Consider the following 16635-nt stretch of genomic DNA (forward strand, 5'->3'; position numbering starts at 1 on the left):
CAGGCGCAATAGACCGTGACAGGGCTCCCATGCCTGGGAGACTAAGTCATACAAGTGTCCAGTCGCAGGCGTTTCGTCCGATCCGCCCGCGGCAGGACCGTGTCACTCAGTGACCCAGCCGCTCAGAAATTCCGCTCAGAAAACCATGGTCATCGATCCCGGGTTCCACGTCCCGGAGCGCTGAACGGTCGTTTCGTCGACCTGGGCAGGTACTGCACTCGGATCGATCGGTGTGTACTTCTCGATCGAACCCCAGTCGCGAGCCCAGTCGTTGTCGAGATACGACGGAATGGTCTGAGCGGTCAGGAGCAGATCGATCCACCCCAACGGTCCACCACCGTAGTGGTCCTGCCAGGCACTGGTCACGAGCGCGCCGGAATGGTCGGGAAGGATCCGATACTCGGGGACCTCGGCGACACCGACCCGATGATCGAAGGGGCGTTGGCATGGGAATGCCAGTCCGACAGCCCAATCCAGCATGACGGGCGCCTGTGAACCGACGACGTCGTTGAGCTTCTGGGTCTTCGGAACCCGCGGCGGGGTGACGGCCACCCATTGGTCGGGCTTGCTGTCGTAGTCGCTGACGACCAGTCGAATGCTGTTGGCTTCGACGGGAATCTGATCCAACGGCACACGCAGGTTCCGCCATGACGGCGCCGGGCCGATGTCGAGGGGCGCGATCTTTCCGAGTGTTTCGACAGCGTCTGTTTCGGCATCGTCGACGCCACGCGCTGTGCCGTACTCGACCTCGACGTTCTGGCCGTAGGTGACGATTCCGTCCTTGTCGACGGACCGAACACGACCAGCCGCGGCAATCGAGATGATGTCGCCACGTGTGGCGTTCTCGCCCACGTCGGGGAGTTGGTACCAGTCACTGGTCAGAGTGCCGGGGGAGGGCTGACCGTAACTACCCATGACGGGTGTTGTCGCCGGGTCGAGACCGAACGGCAACGCGACCGAACTGCCGTTGACTCCGGTCTGTCCGGCGCCACCGCCGGTTCCGGCCGAGTTGCCTGCGGTGTCCTCGGAGGTGTCGACGGTGTTCGCGCCGCCGGTAGCCGTGGCTTCCTTGTCTGCTCGAAGGTCGGAGGCGACGCCATTCGGATCGAATCCCGTAGCCCCACCGGCGGACAGTCCTGTGGCGACGCTGCCCGAGAGGGGCGTCAGCATCGAGGCGTTCGGATCGGTCTCGAGCAGAACGTCGTTGGCGAGTCCGCAGTGTTGGCCGAGAACGGCGTCGACGTTTGCACGGCCCACCGAATAGGCCGGGTACTGGGTGACCGCGCCCTTGGCCATGGACAGCAACTCGAAGAGGACCATGGCACCTGCGGCAACCGTCAGTGGCGAGATGGCAAGCAGTCGAGCGTGCTTCGCGGACGGTTCCTTCCCCGCGGTGTACGGCTCACGGAAGAAGTACCACGCGGCGACGCCGAGCATCAGCACCGTCAGCCCGAGGAGGACGGTGCTCGCGCCGAGTCCGCTGATGGACACAGGCTTGTCCCACCACGGAACGCTGTAGCTGGACACGTAGTAGTAGCTGTTGCTGCCGGTGAATGCCACCGCGAGGAGGAACAGGACGGCCGCCGCGAAGAGGGCCCGATTGCGCGGCGAGCGCAGGAGTTTTGTTCCCACGGCGACGGCCGTCATCATCGCCAGAACGGCGGTGAGTCCGGCAAAGATTCCGAAGTGGTGCGTCCACTTGGTCGGCGAGAACATCAGCAGTGGCAGTGCGCCGATCGTCAGCCCCACGACGCGGCGTGACGGGCCAGCGGCCAAACCGGGAATCCGGCCCCCCTTGCGCAGCATCATCGCGGTGCAGACGCCAAGGCACAGAACCATGACGAACACACCGAATCTGCGAGTCAGGGAACCGTCGACGGAGATGTTGAAGAGGTACTGATAGCGGAGGTACTCGTCGAACCAGGGCTGATTCGGTGAGATCGAGTGCACGCGTTGCATCTCGATGACGGCGGCCAGACTTTGATCGCCGAACGCGGGGATGAGAATCGAGAGTCCGGCAGCTAGCAGTGGCCCGACAGCCGCGACGTAACCGGTGGTGCGCGCACGTTCGATGATGATGCGCATGATCGGGCGTATTCCGGCGATGAGTGCGGCAAAGCAGATGAGGCCGGAAGGGCCGGCAGTCAAGGTGAATCCGGCGATCAGGATCGCGACTGCGACCGGCAGAAGTCGTCTCGTCGCGACGGCGCGTTCGATCGAGCACCAGGTCAGCAGCACGCCGAGGGCAACGATCGGTTCGGGGCGCAGTCCGTTGTTGAACGGAAGCCAGAATGCGAGGAAGACAAGCGCGCCGGTCCAGAGGGCGAGTCGATTTCCGCGAATGGCGGCGCCCAGCCGAGGCGCAACCTCCCGGCTGATGACGAGCCAGGTGATGATGCCTGCCAACAGAGCAGGCAGACGGACCCAGGGGCTTGCGGTGCTGACGTGGGCCAGGAGTCCGAGGATGTTGTAATACGGCGTTCCGAACGGGGTTTCGGGGACCGCGAACCACCGGAAGTAGTTGGACATGTAGCCCGATTGCTCGGAGGCTCTTGCCATCGTGAACTGGTAGCCGTCGTCGGTGGTGGTAGCGCCGATGAAGTGCCACAGCACCAGAGTTCCGACGACGACGCCGTCGAGGACGGTGAACTTCCACCATCGGGCGGGCAGAAATTTGCGTGTGCCCCGGCCGTCGCGGTTGTCGAGGCGGTGCAGCGCGAAGAGGGACACGACAGCCGTGAGTGCCCCGAGAATCATGGCGAGAGTCTTGATCACCGACGGGCTCGACGTGAAGCGAGAGTCCGCCTCGATCGAGACGTTCAAACCGGCTGCCGCCGAATCGAGGTCGCTGAAGACGCCGACTACCTGTGGCCGGCTGTCGCCCTCGATGACGCGCGGTTCGGAACCGGTGGCACTGAAGGTGGTTCGGGTCGGCTCGGCGGCGAGCGTGAGTGCGCATCCACTCGGCAGATCAGCGACGGGTGTCGAGAGCAACACTCGATCGCGTAGGACAACGTCGACCCGAGCGGGAGCGTCGGCGGATTCGGGGGAGACAGTGGCAACAAATCCGTAGCGGCGCGCATCGGCGGCACCCGGGGGAGCAGTCGAGACGAGCGTTCCGCCGGTGGCAGCCAACTCACTGATCGACGCGCACGGAATCGATGACTCCATGCGCAACGGTGTGTACGAGACCAATGGCGCCTCGACGCTTGTCGTCGACCCGGCCTGCGGCCAGTTGACGGCGGCGGTGTCCTGCTCGATCGGCAGGAACGGCACTGATCCGCACAAAACTATGCCGAGGATCGATGCGACAATCGCAACGATCCGTGCTCGGTTCGGTCCGCTGGATCGCTGAGGGGTCGGCAAGGCCGGAGGTGCGGTCGTGGCCACGTCACTGTCTGTCACGACTTTGGACCCTAGCTGTGCGTGACGTGTTTGTTATAAAAGCGCGAGTAATGGGATGGTCGTGTTCCCGGTGTCATTCCTCGGGGTGGGGTTGTCGGCGATCGAGGCGGGGGTGCTGTGCGCGAATTTCACGAGTCCATTCCCCTGAGCCCACTACTGCGGCGGTCGGCGGTCGCATTGTGCGTCGTCCTCGGAATTGTCCTGGTAATTGTCTGCGGGTTCGCGGCAATCGTGGATCGCGACTCGGCGGGCTACGTCGGCGCCGTGTTGTCCACGGTCCTGTCCTTCGGGTTGGCCGCGTACATGTGGAAGGTGCGCGTGATCATCACCACAGACGTCGAACGAGTGTCGATCGCGCTGTCTCCGGGGCTGCGTCAGGTATTTCGGTGGGACGAAGTTGTGTCTGCCACTGCAGTACATATCGGGATGGGCTCCGGAATCGGTTATCGAATGACCGGCCCAGGTTTGCGGGTAATTCTCGCATCTCCCGGCGACGGGGTCCGCTTTCGTCTGCATGACGGCCGTGAAATCTCGGTGGCAACACCTCGAAGGGACGAGCTGATCGAACTCGCCCGGCGGCGGGCGCCGGACCTGCAGTGAGCGTTGCAGGTGGACCGGTGAAAAACGGGGTGCGCCTATCCTGGATAATTGACATCAGTTCTGTGTTTCAGGCGCGCTGTTCAGGGCCTGTGATGCCGGACCGGTTTGCTGCCGCTTGCACAGGCACCCCGTTTGCGTACGAGAGGAACTCTCATGCTTGCCCGCACCGACCTGCGTGGTCGTACCCCATCCACGGCCGAACTTCGCGCCGCGCTTCCCCGAGGTGGAGTGGATGTGGACGCGGTACTGCATCAGGTTCGCCCGATGGTCGAAGCCGTCCGTGATCGCGGGGCAGAAGCCGCCCTCGAGTTCGGCGAGAAGTTCGACGGCGTTCGTCCGGCTTCGGTTCGTGTACCAGCAGCCGAGCTCGAGCGCGCACTTCGTGAACTCGACCCCGCAGTCAAGGAAGCCCTCGAGGTTGCGATCGAGCGCACCCGCAAGGTGCACGCCGATCAGCGTCGCAAGGACACCGTCACCGAGGTCGTTCCGGGTGGCACGGTCACCGAGCGTTGGGTTCCGGTCGAGCGCGTCGGGCTGTACGTGCCCGGCGGCAATGCCGTGTACCCGTCCAGCGTTGTCATGAACGTCGTGCCGGCTCAGACGGCCGGCGTCGGATCGCTTGTTGTCGCCTCGCCGCCCCAAGCCGACTTCGGCGGATTGCCGCACCCGACCATCCTTGCCGCAGCAGCCATGCTCGGCGTCGACGAGGTGTGGGCCGTCGGCGGCGGACAGGGCGTCGCCCTCCTTACCTACGGCGGAACCGACACCGATGGAACCGAGCTTGTCCCGGTCGACCTCATCACCGGTCCCGGCAACATCTACGTCACTGCCGCCAAGCGTCTGTGCCGCGGACTGGTCGGCATCGACGCAGAAGCCGGCCCCACCGAGATCGCGATCCTCGCCGACCACACCGCTGACCCGGTCCACGTTGCCGCCGACCTCATCAGCCAGGCCGAGCACGACGTGATGGCCGCCAGCGTTCTTGTCACGACCAGCGTCGACTTGGCCGACGCGGTCGACAAGGCTCTGGCTGCGCAGCTCGAGATCACCAAGCATCGCGAGCGCGTCACCACGGCACTGACCGGCAGCCAGTCGGGCACGGTGCTCGTTTCTGATGTTTCCGCTGGTCTGCGCGTCGTCAATGCGTATGCGGCAGAGCACCTCGAGATCCAGACCGAGGATGCAACGGGGGTGGCAGCTCAGGTCACCAGCGCTGGTGCCGTGTTCGTCGGCCCGTGGGCGCCGGTCAGTCTCGGCGACTACTGCGCCGGCTCCAACCACGTTCTGCCGACGGCCGGGTGTGCACGCCACTCCTCCGGTCTGAGTGTGCAGACGTTCCTTCGTGGAATCCACGTGATCGACTACTCCGAGTCTGCACTGAAAGACGTTGCCGGACACGTCATCACGCTGGCCAATGCGGAGGACCTGCCGGCTCACGGCGAGGCTGTGCGTCTGCGATTCGAGGCTCTGCGATGAGTAGTGCTCCTGGAGAGTCGATTTCGGTCGACGCCCTTCCGATTCGCGAGAACCTGCGTGGAAAGTCGGCGTACGGCGCACCGCAGTTGACGGTTCCGGTTCAGCTCAACACGAACGAGAACCCGCATCCGCCGACCCAGGCGCTCATCGACGATGTGGCCGAATCCGTGCGCGAAGCCGCGAAGGAACTGCACCGCTACCCCGACCGTGACGCTGTCGCATTGCGGACGGATCTGGCGGCGTACCTGGCGAAGCAGACAGGTGTACCGGTCACCGTCGACAATCTGTGGGCGGCAAACGGATCGAACGAGATTCTGCAGCAACTTCTTCAGGCGTTCGCAGGTCCGGGACGTAGCGCGATGGGTTTTGTGCCTTCGTACTCGATGCACCCGATCATCGCCGACGGTACCGATACCGAGTGGGTCGAGGTCTTCCGTCGGGACGACTTCGCACTCGACGTGGATGCTGCCGTCACCGTGATCGCGGAACGTCGACCCGACGTCGTGTTCGTGACCAGCCCCAACAACCCGACCGGACACAGCGTCGGCATTGCGGAACTGCGACGCATCCTCGACGTGGCGCCGGGCATCGTGATCGTCGACGAGGCGTACGCGGAGTTCTCCGCTGCCCCCAGCGCGATGACGCTGATCGAGGAGTTCCCAGCCAAGCTGGTTGTGACCCGCACCATGAGCAAGGCTTTCGCGTTTGCCGGTGGCCGACTCGGCTACCTCGCCGCAGCTCCCGCGTTCATCGACGCACTGTTGTTGGTGCGCTTGCCGTATCACCTCTCGGTGGTCACGCAAGCGGCGGCACGTGCCGCCCTGCGTCACGCCGACGAGACCCTCGGCAGTGTGCACGCCTTGTCCGCCGAGCGCGATCGAGTGTCGAAGGCGCTGGCGGACACCGGTTTCCGAGTGATTCCCAGTGACGCGAACTTCATCTTGTTCGGTCAGTTCACCGACAGTGCACAGGCGTGGAAGGAATACCTCGACCGCGGGGTTCTCATCCGCGACATCGGCATCCCCGGATATCTGCGGGCCACCGTGGGACTCGAAGCCGAGAACGACGCGTTCATCAAGGCCAGTGACGAAATCGCAGGCACCCAGCTGGTCGACACGAATTCAGGAGAGACGGCATGAGCGATCGCATCGCGCGGATCGAACGAACAACTCGGGAATCAAGCATCGTCGTCGAACTGAATCTGGACGGGACCGGCATCGTCGACGTCTCCACCGGCGTTCCGTTCTTCGACCACATGCTCAACGCGTTGGGTACTCACGCCAGCTTCGATCTCGACGTCAAGGCGAAGGGTGACGTCGAGATCGACGCTCACCACACCGTCGAGGACACCGCGATCGTCTTCGGCCAGGCGCTCGGCCAGGCACTCGGCGACAAGAAGGGCATCCGTCGTTTCGGCGACGCTTTCATCCCGATGGACGAAACGCTGGCGCACGCGTCGGTCGACGTCTCCGGTCGCCCTTACTGCGTGCACACCGGGGAGCCCGACTACATGGTGCATTCCGTCATCGGCGGGTACCCGGGCGTTCCGTATCACGCGGTGATCAACCGCCACGTGTTCGAGTCGATCGCATTGAATGCACGTATTGCACTGCACGTTCGGGTTCTGTACGGCCGCGATCAGCACCACATCACCGAGGCGGAGTACAAGGCCGTTGCGCGAGCTCTGCGTGAGGCTGTCGAGCCGGATCCGCGCGTGAGCGGCGTGCCGTCGACGAAGGGCACACTGTGAGCGTCCTCTTCACCTATCTGCTGTTCATCGGTGCGGGAATTGCCGTGGGCGGCGCCTACTCGATGTTCAAGGTCAACAAGCTTGCGTCGGGAATCCTTCTGGCGTTGGCGGTTCTGGCGGCGGTAGCGGGCGCACTGCGTCTGTGACGCGAAAAGTGACTGTGTCTGAGACGCAAGATCCTGTTCCATCACCGGGGTTGTTTCGCACTCCGGGTATGATCGGTGTCCTGATCATGGCGGCAACAGCTTTCGGTGGCTGGTCGTTGCTGTTGCCGGTGGTGCCGTTGCTGGTTGCGCAGTCCGGCGGATCGGATGCGCTAGCCGGATCGGTGACCGGTGTCTTCATGGCGGCCACGGTCTTGACGCAACTGCTCGTGCCTCGGTTGTTGCGGACGCAGGGCTACCGGCGCGTGCTGGCAGTCGGGTGTTTGCTCCTCGGCCCACCGTCGTTGGTGCTGTTGATCTCGGCCGACGCCGGCCCTGTCCTGGCGGTTTCCGCGGTGCGTGGCATCGGTTTCGGCATGCTGACGGTGGCCGGCAGTGCACTGGTGGCGGAGTTGGCGCCCAAACGAATTCTGGGCCGTGCCACCGGTGCTCAGGGAATCGCGATCGCAGCGTCACAAATGGCGGGGCTTCCGCTGGGGCTTGCGATCATGGAACGGTGGTCGGCGACACCGGTGTTCGTCCTCGGTGCGCTGATCCCGGCGCTCGCGCTGGTGGCCATTGCCGGGTTGCCGAAGATCTTCGCCCAGCCGACCGGGGAATCCGTTCGACTGAGTGTGTTCGCCGTCTTGGTTCCGGTGCTCGCTCTGGCGTGTGTGTCCGCCTCGTTCGGCGGATTGTCGTCTCTACTGCCGATCGCAATCTCGGAGCGTGCGGCCGTTGCTGGAGTGGTGTTGGCGACTGCCAGTGGGTCGATGTTGGTCGGCCGGTACTCGGCGGGCCTGATCGCCGATCGTCTCGGCAGTGGTCGGACACTCGCGCCGGCATTGGCGTCGTCGACCATCGGATTGGTGCTGCTCGCGATCAACGTCGACGGCGGGTCGACGCCGGTCTTGTTCTGCGCGGCGGTCCTTTTCGGGCTGGGGTTCGGGGCGGTGCAGAACGAATCCTTGGTCATGGCGTTTCAGGCTGCCGGCCCGAGGCAACTCGGATCCGCCAGCGCGATCTGGAACATCGGCTACGACGCCGGCACCGGAATCGGTGCACTGGCGTTGGGATTCGTGGCCACGACTGCCGGCTACGCATGGGTGTTCGCGGTCTCCGCGGTAGTTGTCGCGCTCCTCCCGGCACTGGCCGCGGGCGGCAAAGTGATCGGCAGCAGGGTTGCCCGATAGAGTTGGGGCATGAGCGCTTCCACGATTGCTGTACTCGATTACGGCTCCGGCAACCTGCATTCGGCCACTCGCGCACTGGCGCGCACCGGGGCGCAGGTGGAGGTGACCAACGACATGAAGGTTGCACTGGCGGCCGACGGTCTCGTGGTGCCCGGCGTCGGCGCGTTCGCGGCCTGCATGGAAGGTCTGCGTGCAGTGCAGGGTGACCGAATCATCGGCAGACGCCTGGCCGGTGGCCGACCGGTGCTGGGCATCTGCGTCGGCATGCAGATTCTGTTCGACCGGGGAGTCGAATTCGGTGTCGAGGCGGAGGGCTGTGGCGAATGGCCCGGCACCGTCGAGAGGCTGCAAGCAGAGGTTTTGCCGCACATGGGCTGGAACACCGTGGAGGCGCCGGAGTCCAGCACCCTGTTCAAGGGCATAGACGCCGATACCCGCTTCTACTTCGTCCACTCCTACGGTGTGCAGAGTTGGGAGCTCGCGCCGTCCGAGCACATTGCACCCCCGAAGCTGACATGGGCCGATCACGGCGGAAAGTTTCTCGCCGCCGTCGAGAACGGTGCGTTGTCGGCAACGCAGTTCCACCCCGAGAAATCCGGTGACGCAGGCGCCGAGTTGCTGAGCAACTGGGTGCAGAGTTTGTGACCGGGGGATCCGGACCGAACGGCGGTGACGATTTCTCCCTCGCCCGTCTGGCGTTGTTCTCGCTCGGCGCCGCTGTGGCTGCGCTGGCGGTCGCAACTGTCGTCATCGTTGTTCTCAAACCACCGCCGGGCGTCGGCCTCGTGATCGGTCTCGTGGGGGTCGCCGCTGCGATTGCGGCAATGGGCGTCGTATCCAAGCGGATGACCCGAAAAGCGTTCGGTGACCCGGAAGACGGTTCGAGGTCCTGACCTACTAGGGTTACCGCACGTGAGCCTGGTCCTTTTGCCTGCTGTAGATGTCGTCAACGGTGAAGCTGTTCGCCTCGTGCAAGGAGAGGCGGGAAGTGAGACCGGTTACGGGTCGCCCCGCGACGCTGCTCTTGCGTGGCAGAACGACGGTGCCGAATGGGTGCATCTTGTCGACCTCGACGCTGCTTTCGGGCGTGGGTCCAACAGTGAACTGTTGGCCGGCGTCATCGGCGACCTGACGGTCAAGGTGGAACTGTCCGGTGGAATCCGCGACGACGCTTCCCTGGAAGCCGCACTGGCCACCGGCTGTGCTCGCGTGAATCTCGGTACTGCCGCTATCGAGGATCCCGAGTGGTGTGCGCGTGCATTGGCCAAGTACGGCGACAAGATCGCTGTCGGCCTCGATGTTCGTCTCGTCGACGGTCAGTACCGCACCCGTGGTCGCGGCTGGGTCACCGACGGCGGCGATCTGTGGGAGACCCTCGCGCGTCTGGACCGTGACGGCTGCACTCGTTACGTCGTCACCGACGTCTCCAAGGACGGCACACTCACCGGTCCCAATCTCGAACTTCTCAGCCAGGTCTGCGCGGTCACCGACGCGCACGTCGTCGCCTCCGGTGGTGTGTCGACCATCGAGGATCTACTCGCCATTTCCAGCCTGGTTGATCAGGGTGTCGAGGGCGCGATCGTGGGCAAGGCATTGTATGCCGGTCGCTTCACTCTCCCCGAAGCACTGGCAGCAGTTTCCGGATAGATTTTCCAGATGACTCCGACGCGTGACCTCGACGAACTTCTCGCGATTGCGGGTCGGCTTCTCGACGGCGTCCACGATCAGTTCGTCTCCGGTGTCGGCGCCCCGAGTGCGGTCCGCAAGGGCTGGGGTGATTTTGCCACCGAGGTCGATCTTGCGCTCGAGAAGCGGTTGACCGCGGAGTTGTTCGAGCAGACCGGCATCGAGGTGCACGGCGAGGAATTCGGCGGTCCCGACGTCGGTTCCGGGCTCGTCTGGGTTCTCGACCCCGTTGACGGTACTTTCAACTACTCGGCCGGATTGCCCACTGCCGGAACGTTGTTGGCGCTTCTCGACGACGGTGTCCCGGTGCTCGGATTGACCTGGCTTCCATTGATCGGTCACACGTACGCGACTCGCGCCGGCGGTCCGTTGTTGGTCAATGGAATCGCCGTACCGCCGCTGGAGCCAACCGATCTGGCGTCGTCGATCGTCGGCTTGGGTGCGCTCAACGTCAACAGTCGAGGGCGGATCCCCGGCAGTTTCCGTCTCGACCTCCTCGCCGAGATCAGCAAGGTGTCCTCGCGGATCCGGATACACGGTTCAACCGGAGTCGATCTGGCCTTCACCGCGGCCGGCATCCTGGGCGGTGCGATCGTCTACGGCCGCAACGCGTGGGACAACGCGGCCGGGGTCGCGCTCGTTCGCGGTGCGGGCGGGGTGGTCACCGACCTGGCCGGCCGCCCGTGGACCGTAGAATCGGAGTCGGTGCTCGCTGCCGCTCCGGGCATCCACGGTGAGATTCTCGATATCCTCAACGCGCTCGGTGATCCGCGCGCTTCGTCCTCAGGAGGACCACAGTCATGACCCTCGCAGTTCGTGTGATTCCGTGCCTCGACGTCGACGCCGGGCGAGTGGTCAAGGGTGTCAATTTCGAGAATCTTCGCGACGCCGGAGATCCGGTGGAACTCGCGGCAGCGTACGACGCTCAGGGCGCCGACGAACTGACCTTCCTGGACGTGACCGCCTCCACGTCGGATCGCGGCACGATGCTCGACGTCGTAAGTCGCACTGCCGAGCAGGTTTTCATTCCTCTGACCGTCGGCGGTGGAGTGCGCACGGTCGCGGATGTCGATCGTCTGCTGCGTGCCGGTGCCGACAAGGTCAGCGTGAACACCGCGGCGATTGCGCGCCCGGAACTGCTGAAGGAACTGAGTGAGCGTTTCGGCTCGCAGTGCATCGTCCTCTCGGTCGATGCCCGCACCGTTCCCCAGGGGCAGCCGGACACACCGTCGGGGTGGGAGGTCACCACGCACGGGGGCAAGCGCGGCACCGGGATCGACGCTGTCGAGTGGGCCGAGCGTGGTGCAGAGTTGGGAGTGGGGGAGATCCTGCTCAACTCGATGGATGCCGACGGCACCAAGGCCGGCTTCGACCTTCTGATGATCCGCGCTGTCCGTGCAGCGGTCCACGTACCGGTGATCGCCAGTGGCGGTGCCGGCCTGGTCGAGCACTTCGCCCCGGCTGTCGAAGCGGGCGCGGACGCAGTTCTCGCAGCAAGTGTCTTCCACTTCGGCGATCTGAGCATCCCGGAGGTCAAGGATGCGATGCGTGCCGAGGGGATCGTCGTTCGCTAGGCGTTCTCGGCGCGGATTCCGTCGAACATGAGGCGGCTGATGGCTTGGTTCAACGCCGTGCAGTCGACGGACGAACCGGCTCGCAATCCTTGAATCGCACTTGCCAGCATCATGCCGTTGACAGCCTGTGCAGTGTTGTCGACATCGAGGTCGGCGCGTAGATAGCCGCATTCGACTCCGTGGTGCAGGTACGCCGCGGTCAACGATGCCGACTGGTCGAGTAGATCGAGCATCCGGCCCGTCAGATCGGCGTCGACGCCCGTCGTCTCGAACAGCAGAACCCGCGGGATGCGGGGGTCGTCGAAGAAGATGCGGGGGAGCGCCTCGGCGATCCTTCCCACTTGGGCGCGGTACTCGTCCAGTGTGCTGGCGGCGTCGGGAGCATTCTCGGTGGCCAGTGCGCTGATGATCTTTGCGACGAGGTCGTCGATGACGTGATCGATAATGTCGCGCTTGTTCTCGAAGTACCGGTAGAAGGTCCCATGGCCGATTCCGAGAGTTGTTGCGATGTCGGCAATTCCGGTTGCGTGATAGCCGCGCTGGGCGAAGCACTCGAATGATGCGTCGATGATCTCGCGGCGCAATTCCGCCTTTTTTCGTTCCGCTCTGGTCATGGCCTTCGTCACATCAGGAATGATACCGTTCTCAATAACGGAATGACGTGTCAGTTTCTGATGTGCAGTTTTTCTGATGTGCAGTTCACGAGAGGGATTCTCCGATGGCAGTGCAGTACGACGCAGTAGTAGTGGGGGCGGGCTTCGGCGGAATGGGTGCGGCCATTCAACTCAAGCGGCTGGGCCTGAACAACCTGGCGATCCTCGAGCGCGAGGACGATCTGGGTGGAACCTGGCACGTCAACCGCTATCCCGGTCTGGCTGTCGACATCGCGTCGGTCACCTACTCGTATTCGTTCGAGCCCAATCCGAACTGGTCCAGGCTTTTCGCACCGGGCGCGGAACTGAAGAAGTACGCCGATCACGTCGCGGACAAGTACGATCTGCGGAAGCACGTGACGTTCGGTGCCGTGGTCAACGGAGCCCGCTGGGACGAGGATTCCTCGCACTGGGTCGTATCCGTCGAAGGCGCGCCGGACATCACTGCCAAGTACCTCCTGACTGCGACGGGTTTCCTCTCGCAACCTCATCGGCCCGACATCTCCGGTATCGACGACTTCGCCGGCAAGATCATCCACACCACGGCCTGGGACGATTCCTACGACCTGTCCGGCACCAAGACCGCAATCATCGGAACCGGCGCCACCGCTGTGCAGTTGATCCCCGAGGTGGCGCGTCAGGCCGCAGAGTTGACCGTCTACCAACGCACCCCGATCTGGGTGGTTCCAAAGATCGACGTCCCCATTCCGAATGCAGTGCAGAAGCTGTTCTCGCGTATTCCGCTCACCCAGCGAATCGCGCGCGCTGTCAGTTCGTCGATCCTAGAAATGATCATGGTCAGCGCGGTCCTGCACTACAAGCAGGTCAAACTGTTGAACAAGGGCGCTGCAGCCGCATCACGAGCGTTTCTGCGGTCCCAGGTCCGTGACGCGCATCTCCGCGAGCAACTCACACCGGACTACGACTTCGGGTGCAAGCGACCCACATTCTCGAACAGCTATTTCCGTACCTTCACCAAAGACAACGTGCACCTCGAAACCACGTCGATCGACCACATTGCTGCAGACGGAATCGTCACGGCCGACGGCCGCAAGACCGAGATCGACACCCTGGTGCTGGCAACGGGATTCAACCTCTGGGATGTGAACTTTCCGGCCATCGAGGTTATCGGCCGTGAGGGCCGAAACCTCGGTAAGTGGTGGCGCGACAACCGTTTCCAGGCCTATGAGGGGGTCGCGGTTCCCTACTTCCCCAATTTCCTCACGCTCGCCAGTCCGTACTCGTACAGCGGGTTGTCCTACTTCACGACTATCGAATCCCAGATGCAGCACATGGATCGACTGTTCGGTGAGGTGAAACGGCGTGGCGCGGAAACATTCGAGGTCACCGAAACCGCCAACGCCGAGTTCCTGGACCGGATGACGGAGAACCTCGCGGACTCCGTCTTTTACGGCGGCAGTTGCCAGACTGCGCGGAGCTATTACTTCAATCAGCACGGCGAGGCGGCGATCCTGCGGCCCACGTCTACACGCAATGCGTTCGTCGAAGCGAAACGCTTTCCGCTCGAGGATTATTCGATCAGCTAGGCGGGCATGCCCCGTGTTCGGCTATCTCGCCGATCTGACTCCGGTCGGAACCGATATCACGGGATAACGGTTCTGCCGGTTCAGTCGGGAAGTGACCGAGATGTGCATCAGTCGGCTCACCGCGGAGGCAGCGCCTTTTCGTGGAGATCCGATCACGATGGTAAATGCGTCGTATTTGTCCGCGGTTGCGAGAATGACACCGGCCGGGTCTCCATAGGTGCAGTCGTACGTCCAGGTGTCGGCGTGCGAGGCAAGTGCCGAGGTTGTCTGCTCGCGTTGCGACACCATCTCGTCGTGCAGACGCGTTTCGAATTCTGGTGAGTCGGTTTCGACAGGTAGGTCCTCGGACGTGATGCAGTGAACGACGTGGAGGGCTGAATCCTCCTTGGCGGCAAGCGTCAGTGCGTAGCTGAGTACATTCTTGCTGGTAGCACCTGGGCCGATGCCGAGAACGACGTGGCGGGTTCGGACGCGATCGGTACTCGGGTTCGCGAGATGGCAGGTGTACTCCGGGTGCGGACCGTCATGATGCTGATGGTTCATGTCGGATCTTCTTCCACGGTGACAGCGAAGGAACTTCCATTCTAGGGCGGCCGTGCAGGGGAATTCCACGGAAGTCACAGGTGGAAGGTATAAACGTCATATGAGCCTTGATCCCGCAATCGCGGCGAAGCTGAAGCGAAACGACGCCGGACTGTTCAGCGCGGTTGCGCAGGAGAAGTCGACCGGTGATGTGCTGATGGTCGCGTGGATGGACGACGAAGCGCTCGCGCGAACACTGGAAACCCGTAAGGGGACGTACTATTCGCGCTCGCGGCAGCAGTACTGGGTCAAGGGAGAGACCTCCGGGCACACCCAGTACGTGCACGAGGTGCGCCTCGACTGTGACGGCGATTCCGTCTTGCTGATCGTCGATCAGGAGGGCGCCGCGTGCCACACCGGCACTCACACGTGTTTCGACACCGACGTCCTGCTCGCTGCTGAACAGTGACGCGAGATGGCCACTGACAAGACTCCACAACCGCTCGATTACTCGTTCACCGCTCCCATCGAGAAAGACGGTGCGTTCGCAACGTTCTTGACCGTGCCCGGCTCGGCGGAACTTCTGGGAACCAGACGCGCTGTGAAGGTGCTCGGAACCCTCGATGGTGAGCATCCCTTCGAGGCGACGCTGATGCCCTCCGGCGACGGACCGCACTGGCTTCCGCTGCGCGTGGCGCTGTGCAAGGCGATCGGCAAGAGCGCCGCTGGAGAAGAGGTAGCGGTACATCTACAGCAGCGCCTGAGCTGAAGTTTTCCCGAACCAAGGAGCGCCGTCGTGCAATTCTGTTCGACTTCGCACACGCCGCGGACGTGGAGCCGGATCGGTGGGCCGAGTACGGTCCAGGTGCCGTCGGCGTCGGGTGGGACATGGGACTGCTCGGGCTGGCTCGACACGTGGAACTGGGGATCGCGACGCCACTCGAGACACCCGAGTGGTCGGCGAGCGACGAGGCCAAGGCATTCATCGCGGGAAGCAGTGAACTGTGGGCCGAAGCTGCGATCGCATCGGGCGACGACCCGGATGCGGCTGCAGCCGCCGCTGCTCGCACGACCGCTGCATACACCGGGTAGATCACCTCTACGAGGACTAACATCGGATTAGTCTGGTTGTTGCGGGACTTCCGCGCCACGAGCGGAGACGACGATGGTGTATCGGCTCATCGAAGTAGTGACGGTGTTCGTTCACTTCGGGTTTGTCCTCTATGTGGTGCTGGGTGGGTTCGTGGCGTGGAAGTGGCGTCGTACCATCGGTTTTCACCTTCTTGCAGTCGTCTGGGGAGCCGGTTCGATAGCGGTCGGATATGACTGCCCGCTGACCAATCTCGAGAACTGGGCCCGCCGGATGGCCGGGATCGCGGAGTTGCCGTCCACCGGATTCATCTCGCACTACATCACCGGCGTGTTCTATCCGGCGAGTATCGAAGGCCTGGTACAGGCGCTCGCGGCGACAGTGGTTGTCGGATCCTGGGTAGGATACGTGCTGCTCGGACGGCATTCGAAGGCTGAGGTCAAAGCGTCTTCAGTGTCGTGATTCCGTACAAACGATCCCTGCCGTTTCCGGATGGAAACGGCAGGGAGGCGCGATCAGGATTTACGCGCGAGTCAGTGCCACCACCGGAATTGTGCGGATCCCAGCTGTCTTCTCCGCGTATTCGGCAAATCCCGGGTATCGACTGGCCTGTTCGTCGTAGATGCGGTCACGCTTCTCGCCGGTTACTTCGCTGACGGAGACCGGGTATGTTTCGGTGCCGATCTCGACCTCTGCCTGGTCGGTGGCAACGAGGTTGTAGTACCAGTCGGGATTGGTCGGGGCACCGGCCTTGGATGCAAAAACGTAGATGGTCTTCGGATCCTGCTCGTCTGCCAGATACATCATGGGACTCACGAAATCGCGTCCGGATTTGCGTCCTGTGTGGTGGACCAACACCATGGGCGCACCTTCGAAGGGGCCGCCTACCTTGCCCTCGTTCTCCCGAAATTCCGCAATGATTCCTGCGTTCCAATCGTCGGTACTCATCGTTGTCTCCCGGTCTGCGAGTGGCGAAGGGCTCTGCCGCCAAGCTTT

The 16635-nt window shown here is 63.3% G+C and carries 20 protein-coding genes; 16 read left to right on the forward strand and 4 right to left on the reverse strand.

The features are described from left to right. Positions 1 to 135: 135 nt before the first annotated feature. Positions 136 to 3405 (reverse strand): arabinosyltransferase domain-containing protein, encoded by a 3270-nt coding sequence (locus G4D79_RS18230; RefSeq protein ID WP_374223437.1) that lies wholly within the window; start codon positions 3403 to 3405, stop codon positions 136 to 138. A gap of 117 nt (positions 3406 to 3522) precedes the next feature. Here G4D79_RS18230 and G4D79_RS18235 point away from each other — a divergent pair, with 117 nt between their 5' ends. From G4D79_RS18235 to hisF, 11 genes are all read left to right on the forward strand, one after another. Then, the gene (locus G4D79_RS18235; protein ID WP_235867877.1) at positions 3523 to 4005 is read left to right on the forward strand and encodes a hypothetical protein; all 483 of its coding nucleotides are present in this window, start codon (positions 3523 to 3525) and stop codon (positions 4003 to 4005) included. 153 nt (positions 4006 to 4158) lie between these two features. Continuing rightward, positions 4159 to 5481, forward strand: a complete 1323-nt coding sequence (gene hisD / locus G4D79_RS18240; protein ID WP_007732254.1) for a histidinol dehydrogenase — start codon at positions 4159 to 4161, stop codon at positions 5479 to 5481. After that, positions 5478 to 6620 (forward strand): histidinol-phosphate transaminase, encoded by a 1143-nt coding sequence (locus G4D79_RS18245; RefSeq protein ID WP_064689192.1) that lies wholly within the window; start codon positions 5478 to 5480, stop codon positions 6618 to 6620. The genes hisD and G4D79_RS18245 overlap by 4 nt, the downstream gene beginning before the upstream one ends. Further along, complete coding sequence (hisB, locus tag G4D79_RS18250) at positions 6617 to 7231, forward strand: imidazoleglycerol-phosphate dehydratase HisB (RefSeq protein ID WP_003942383.1); 615 nt, start codon at positions 6617 to 6619, stop codon at positions 7229 to 7231. Before G4D79_RS18245 ends, hisB begins: the two co-directional genes overlap by 4 nt. Continuing rightward, positions 7228 to 7377, forward strand: coding sequence for a hypothetical protein (locus tag G4D79_RS18255; protein WP_007732248.1), 150 nt, complete (start codon positions 7228 to 7230; stop codon positions 7375 to 7377). The genes hisB and G4D79_RS18255 overlap by 4 nt, the downstream gene beginning before the upstream one ends. Before the next feature lie 68 nt (positions 7378 to 7445). Next, positions 7446 to 8567 (forward strand): MFS transporter, encoded by a 1122-nt coding sequence (locus G4D79_RS18260; protein ID WP_099698134.1) that lies wholly within the window; start codon positions 7446 to 7448, stop codon positions 8565 to 8567. 9 nt (positions 8568 to 8576) lie between these two features. Then, entirely contained in the window at positions 8577 to 9212 is a 636-nt protein-coding gene (gene hisH / locus G4D79_RS18265) for an imidazole glycerol phosphate synthase subunit HisH (protein WP_003942389.1), read from the forward strand. Beyond that, positions 9209 to 9460, forward strand: a complete 252-nt coding sequence (locus G4D79_RS18270) for a hypothetical protein (protein WP_099698133.1) — start codon at positions 9209 to 9211, stop codon at positions 9458 to 9460. Before hisH ends, G4D79_RS18270 begins: the two co-directional genes overlap by 4 nt. Positions 9461 to 9479: 19 nt before the next feature. Then, on the forward strand, positions 9480 to 10214 hold the full coding sequence (gene priA, locus G4D79_RS18275) for a bifunctional 1-(5-phosphoribosyl)-5-((5-phosphoribosylamino)methylideneamino)imidazole-4-carboxamide isomerase/phosphoribosylanthranilate isomerase PriA (protein WP_003942371.1): 735 nt from the start codon (positions 9480 to 9482) through the stop codon (positions 10212 to 10214). Positions 10215 to 10223: 9 nt separating this feature from the next. Further along, positions 10224 to 11057 (forward strand): inositol monophosphatase family protein, encoded by an 834-nt coding sequence (locus G4D79_RS18280; RefSeq protein WP_003942414.1) that lies wholly within the window; start codon positions 10224 to 10226, stop codon positions 11055 to 11057. Beyond that, positions 11054 to 11827, forward strand: a complete 774-nt coding sequence (hisF, locus tag G4D79_RS18285; protein WP_003942380.1) for an imidazole glycerol phosphate synthase subunit HisF — start codon at positions 11054 to 11056, stop codon at positions 11825 to 11827. Before G4D79_RS18280 ends, hisF begins: the two co-directional genes overlap by 4 nt. Here the strand turns inward: hisF and G4D79_RS18290 are convergent. Then, positions 11824 to 12441, reverse strand: a complete 618-nt coding sequence (locus G4D79_RS18290; RefSeq protein ID WP_007732244.1) for a TetR/AcrR family transcriptional regulator — start codon at positions 12439 to 12441, stop codon at positions 11824 to 11826. The two genes, hisF and G4D79_RS18290, sit on opposite strands and share 4 nt — an antisense overlap. Before the next feature lie 104 nt (positions 12442 to 12545). Here G4D79_RS18290 and G4D79_RS18295 point away from each other — a divergent pair, with 104 nt between their 5' ends. Then, a complete protein-coding gene (locus G4D79_RS18295) occupies positions 12546 to 14027 on the forward strand; it encodes an NAD(P)/FAD-dependent oxidoreductase (RefSeq protein ID WP_099698132.1) in 1482 nt (493 codons plus the stop codon). A 21-nt stretch (positions 14028 to 14048) separates the two neighbouring features. Here the strand turns inward: G4D79_RS18295 and G4D79_RS18300 are convergent, their stop codons facing one another. Continuing rightward, a complete protein-coding gene (locus G4D79_RS18300) occupies positions 14049 to 14570 on the reverse strand; it encodes a universal stress protein (protein ID WP_099698131.1) in 522 nt (173 codons plus the stop codon). 100 nt (positions 14571 to 14670) lie between these two features. On the opposite strand from G4D79_RS18300, the gene hisI reads away from it, so the two are divergent. From hisI to G4D79_RS18320, 4 genes are all read left to right on the forward strand, one after another. Next, positions 14671 to 15018, forward strand: a complete 348-nt coding sequence (gene hisI, locus G4D79_RS18305; RefSeq protein WP_003942390.1) for a phosphoribosyl-AMP cyclohydrolase — start codon at positions 14671 to 14673, stop codon at positions 15016 to 15018. Between the two features lie 6 nt (positions 15019 to 15024). Continuing rightward, on the forward strand, positions 15025 to 15318 hold the full coding sequence (locus G4D79_RS18310; RefSeq protein WP_042449548.1) for a DUF1905 domain-containing protein: 294 nt from the start codon (positions 15025 to 15027) through the stop codon (positions 15316 to 15318). 62 nt (positions 15319 to 15380) lie between these two features. Next, the gene (locus tag G4D79_RS18315) at positions 15381 to 15641 is read left to right on the forward strand and encodes a hypothetical protein (RefSeq protein ID WP_223304508.1); all 261 of its coding nucleotides are present in this window, start codon (positions 15381 to 15383) and stop codon (positions 15639 to 15641) included. 73 nt (positions 15642 to 15714) lie between these two features. Further along, a complete protein-coding gene (locus tag G4D79_RS18320) occupies positions 15715 to 16101 on the forward strand; it encodes a DUF2784 domain-containing protein (RefSeq protein WP_075833371.1) in 387 nt (128 codons plus the stop codon). A gap of 60 nt (positions 16102 to 16161) precedes the next feature. Here G4D79_RS18320 and G4D79_RS18325 read toward each other — a convergent pair whose 3' ends face one another. Next, on the reverse strand, positions 16162 to 16587 hold the full coding sequence (locus G4D79_RS18325; protein ID WP_029255500.1) for a nitroreductase/quinone reductase family protein: 426 nt from the start codon (positions 16585 to 16587) through the stop codon (positions 16162 to 16164). Positions 16588 to 16635 lie beyond the last annotated feature (48 nt).

The sequence above is a fragment of the Rhodococcus sp. WY5 genome, assembly GCF_018588185.1.
GTDB classification, from domain to species: Bacteria; Actinomycetota; Actinomycetes; order Mycobacteriales; family Mycobacteriaceae; genus Rhodococcus_F; species Rhodococcus_F qingshengii.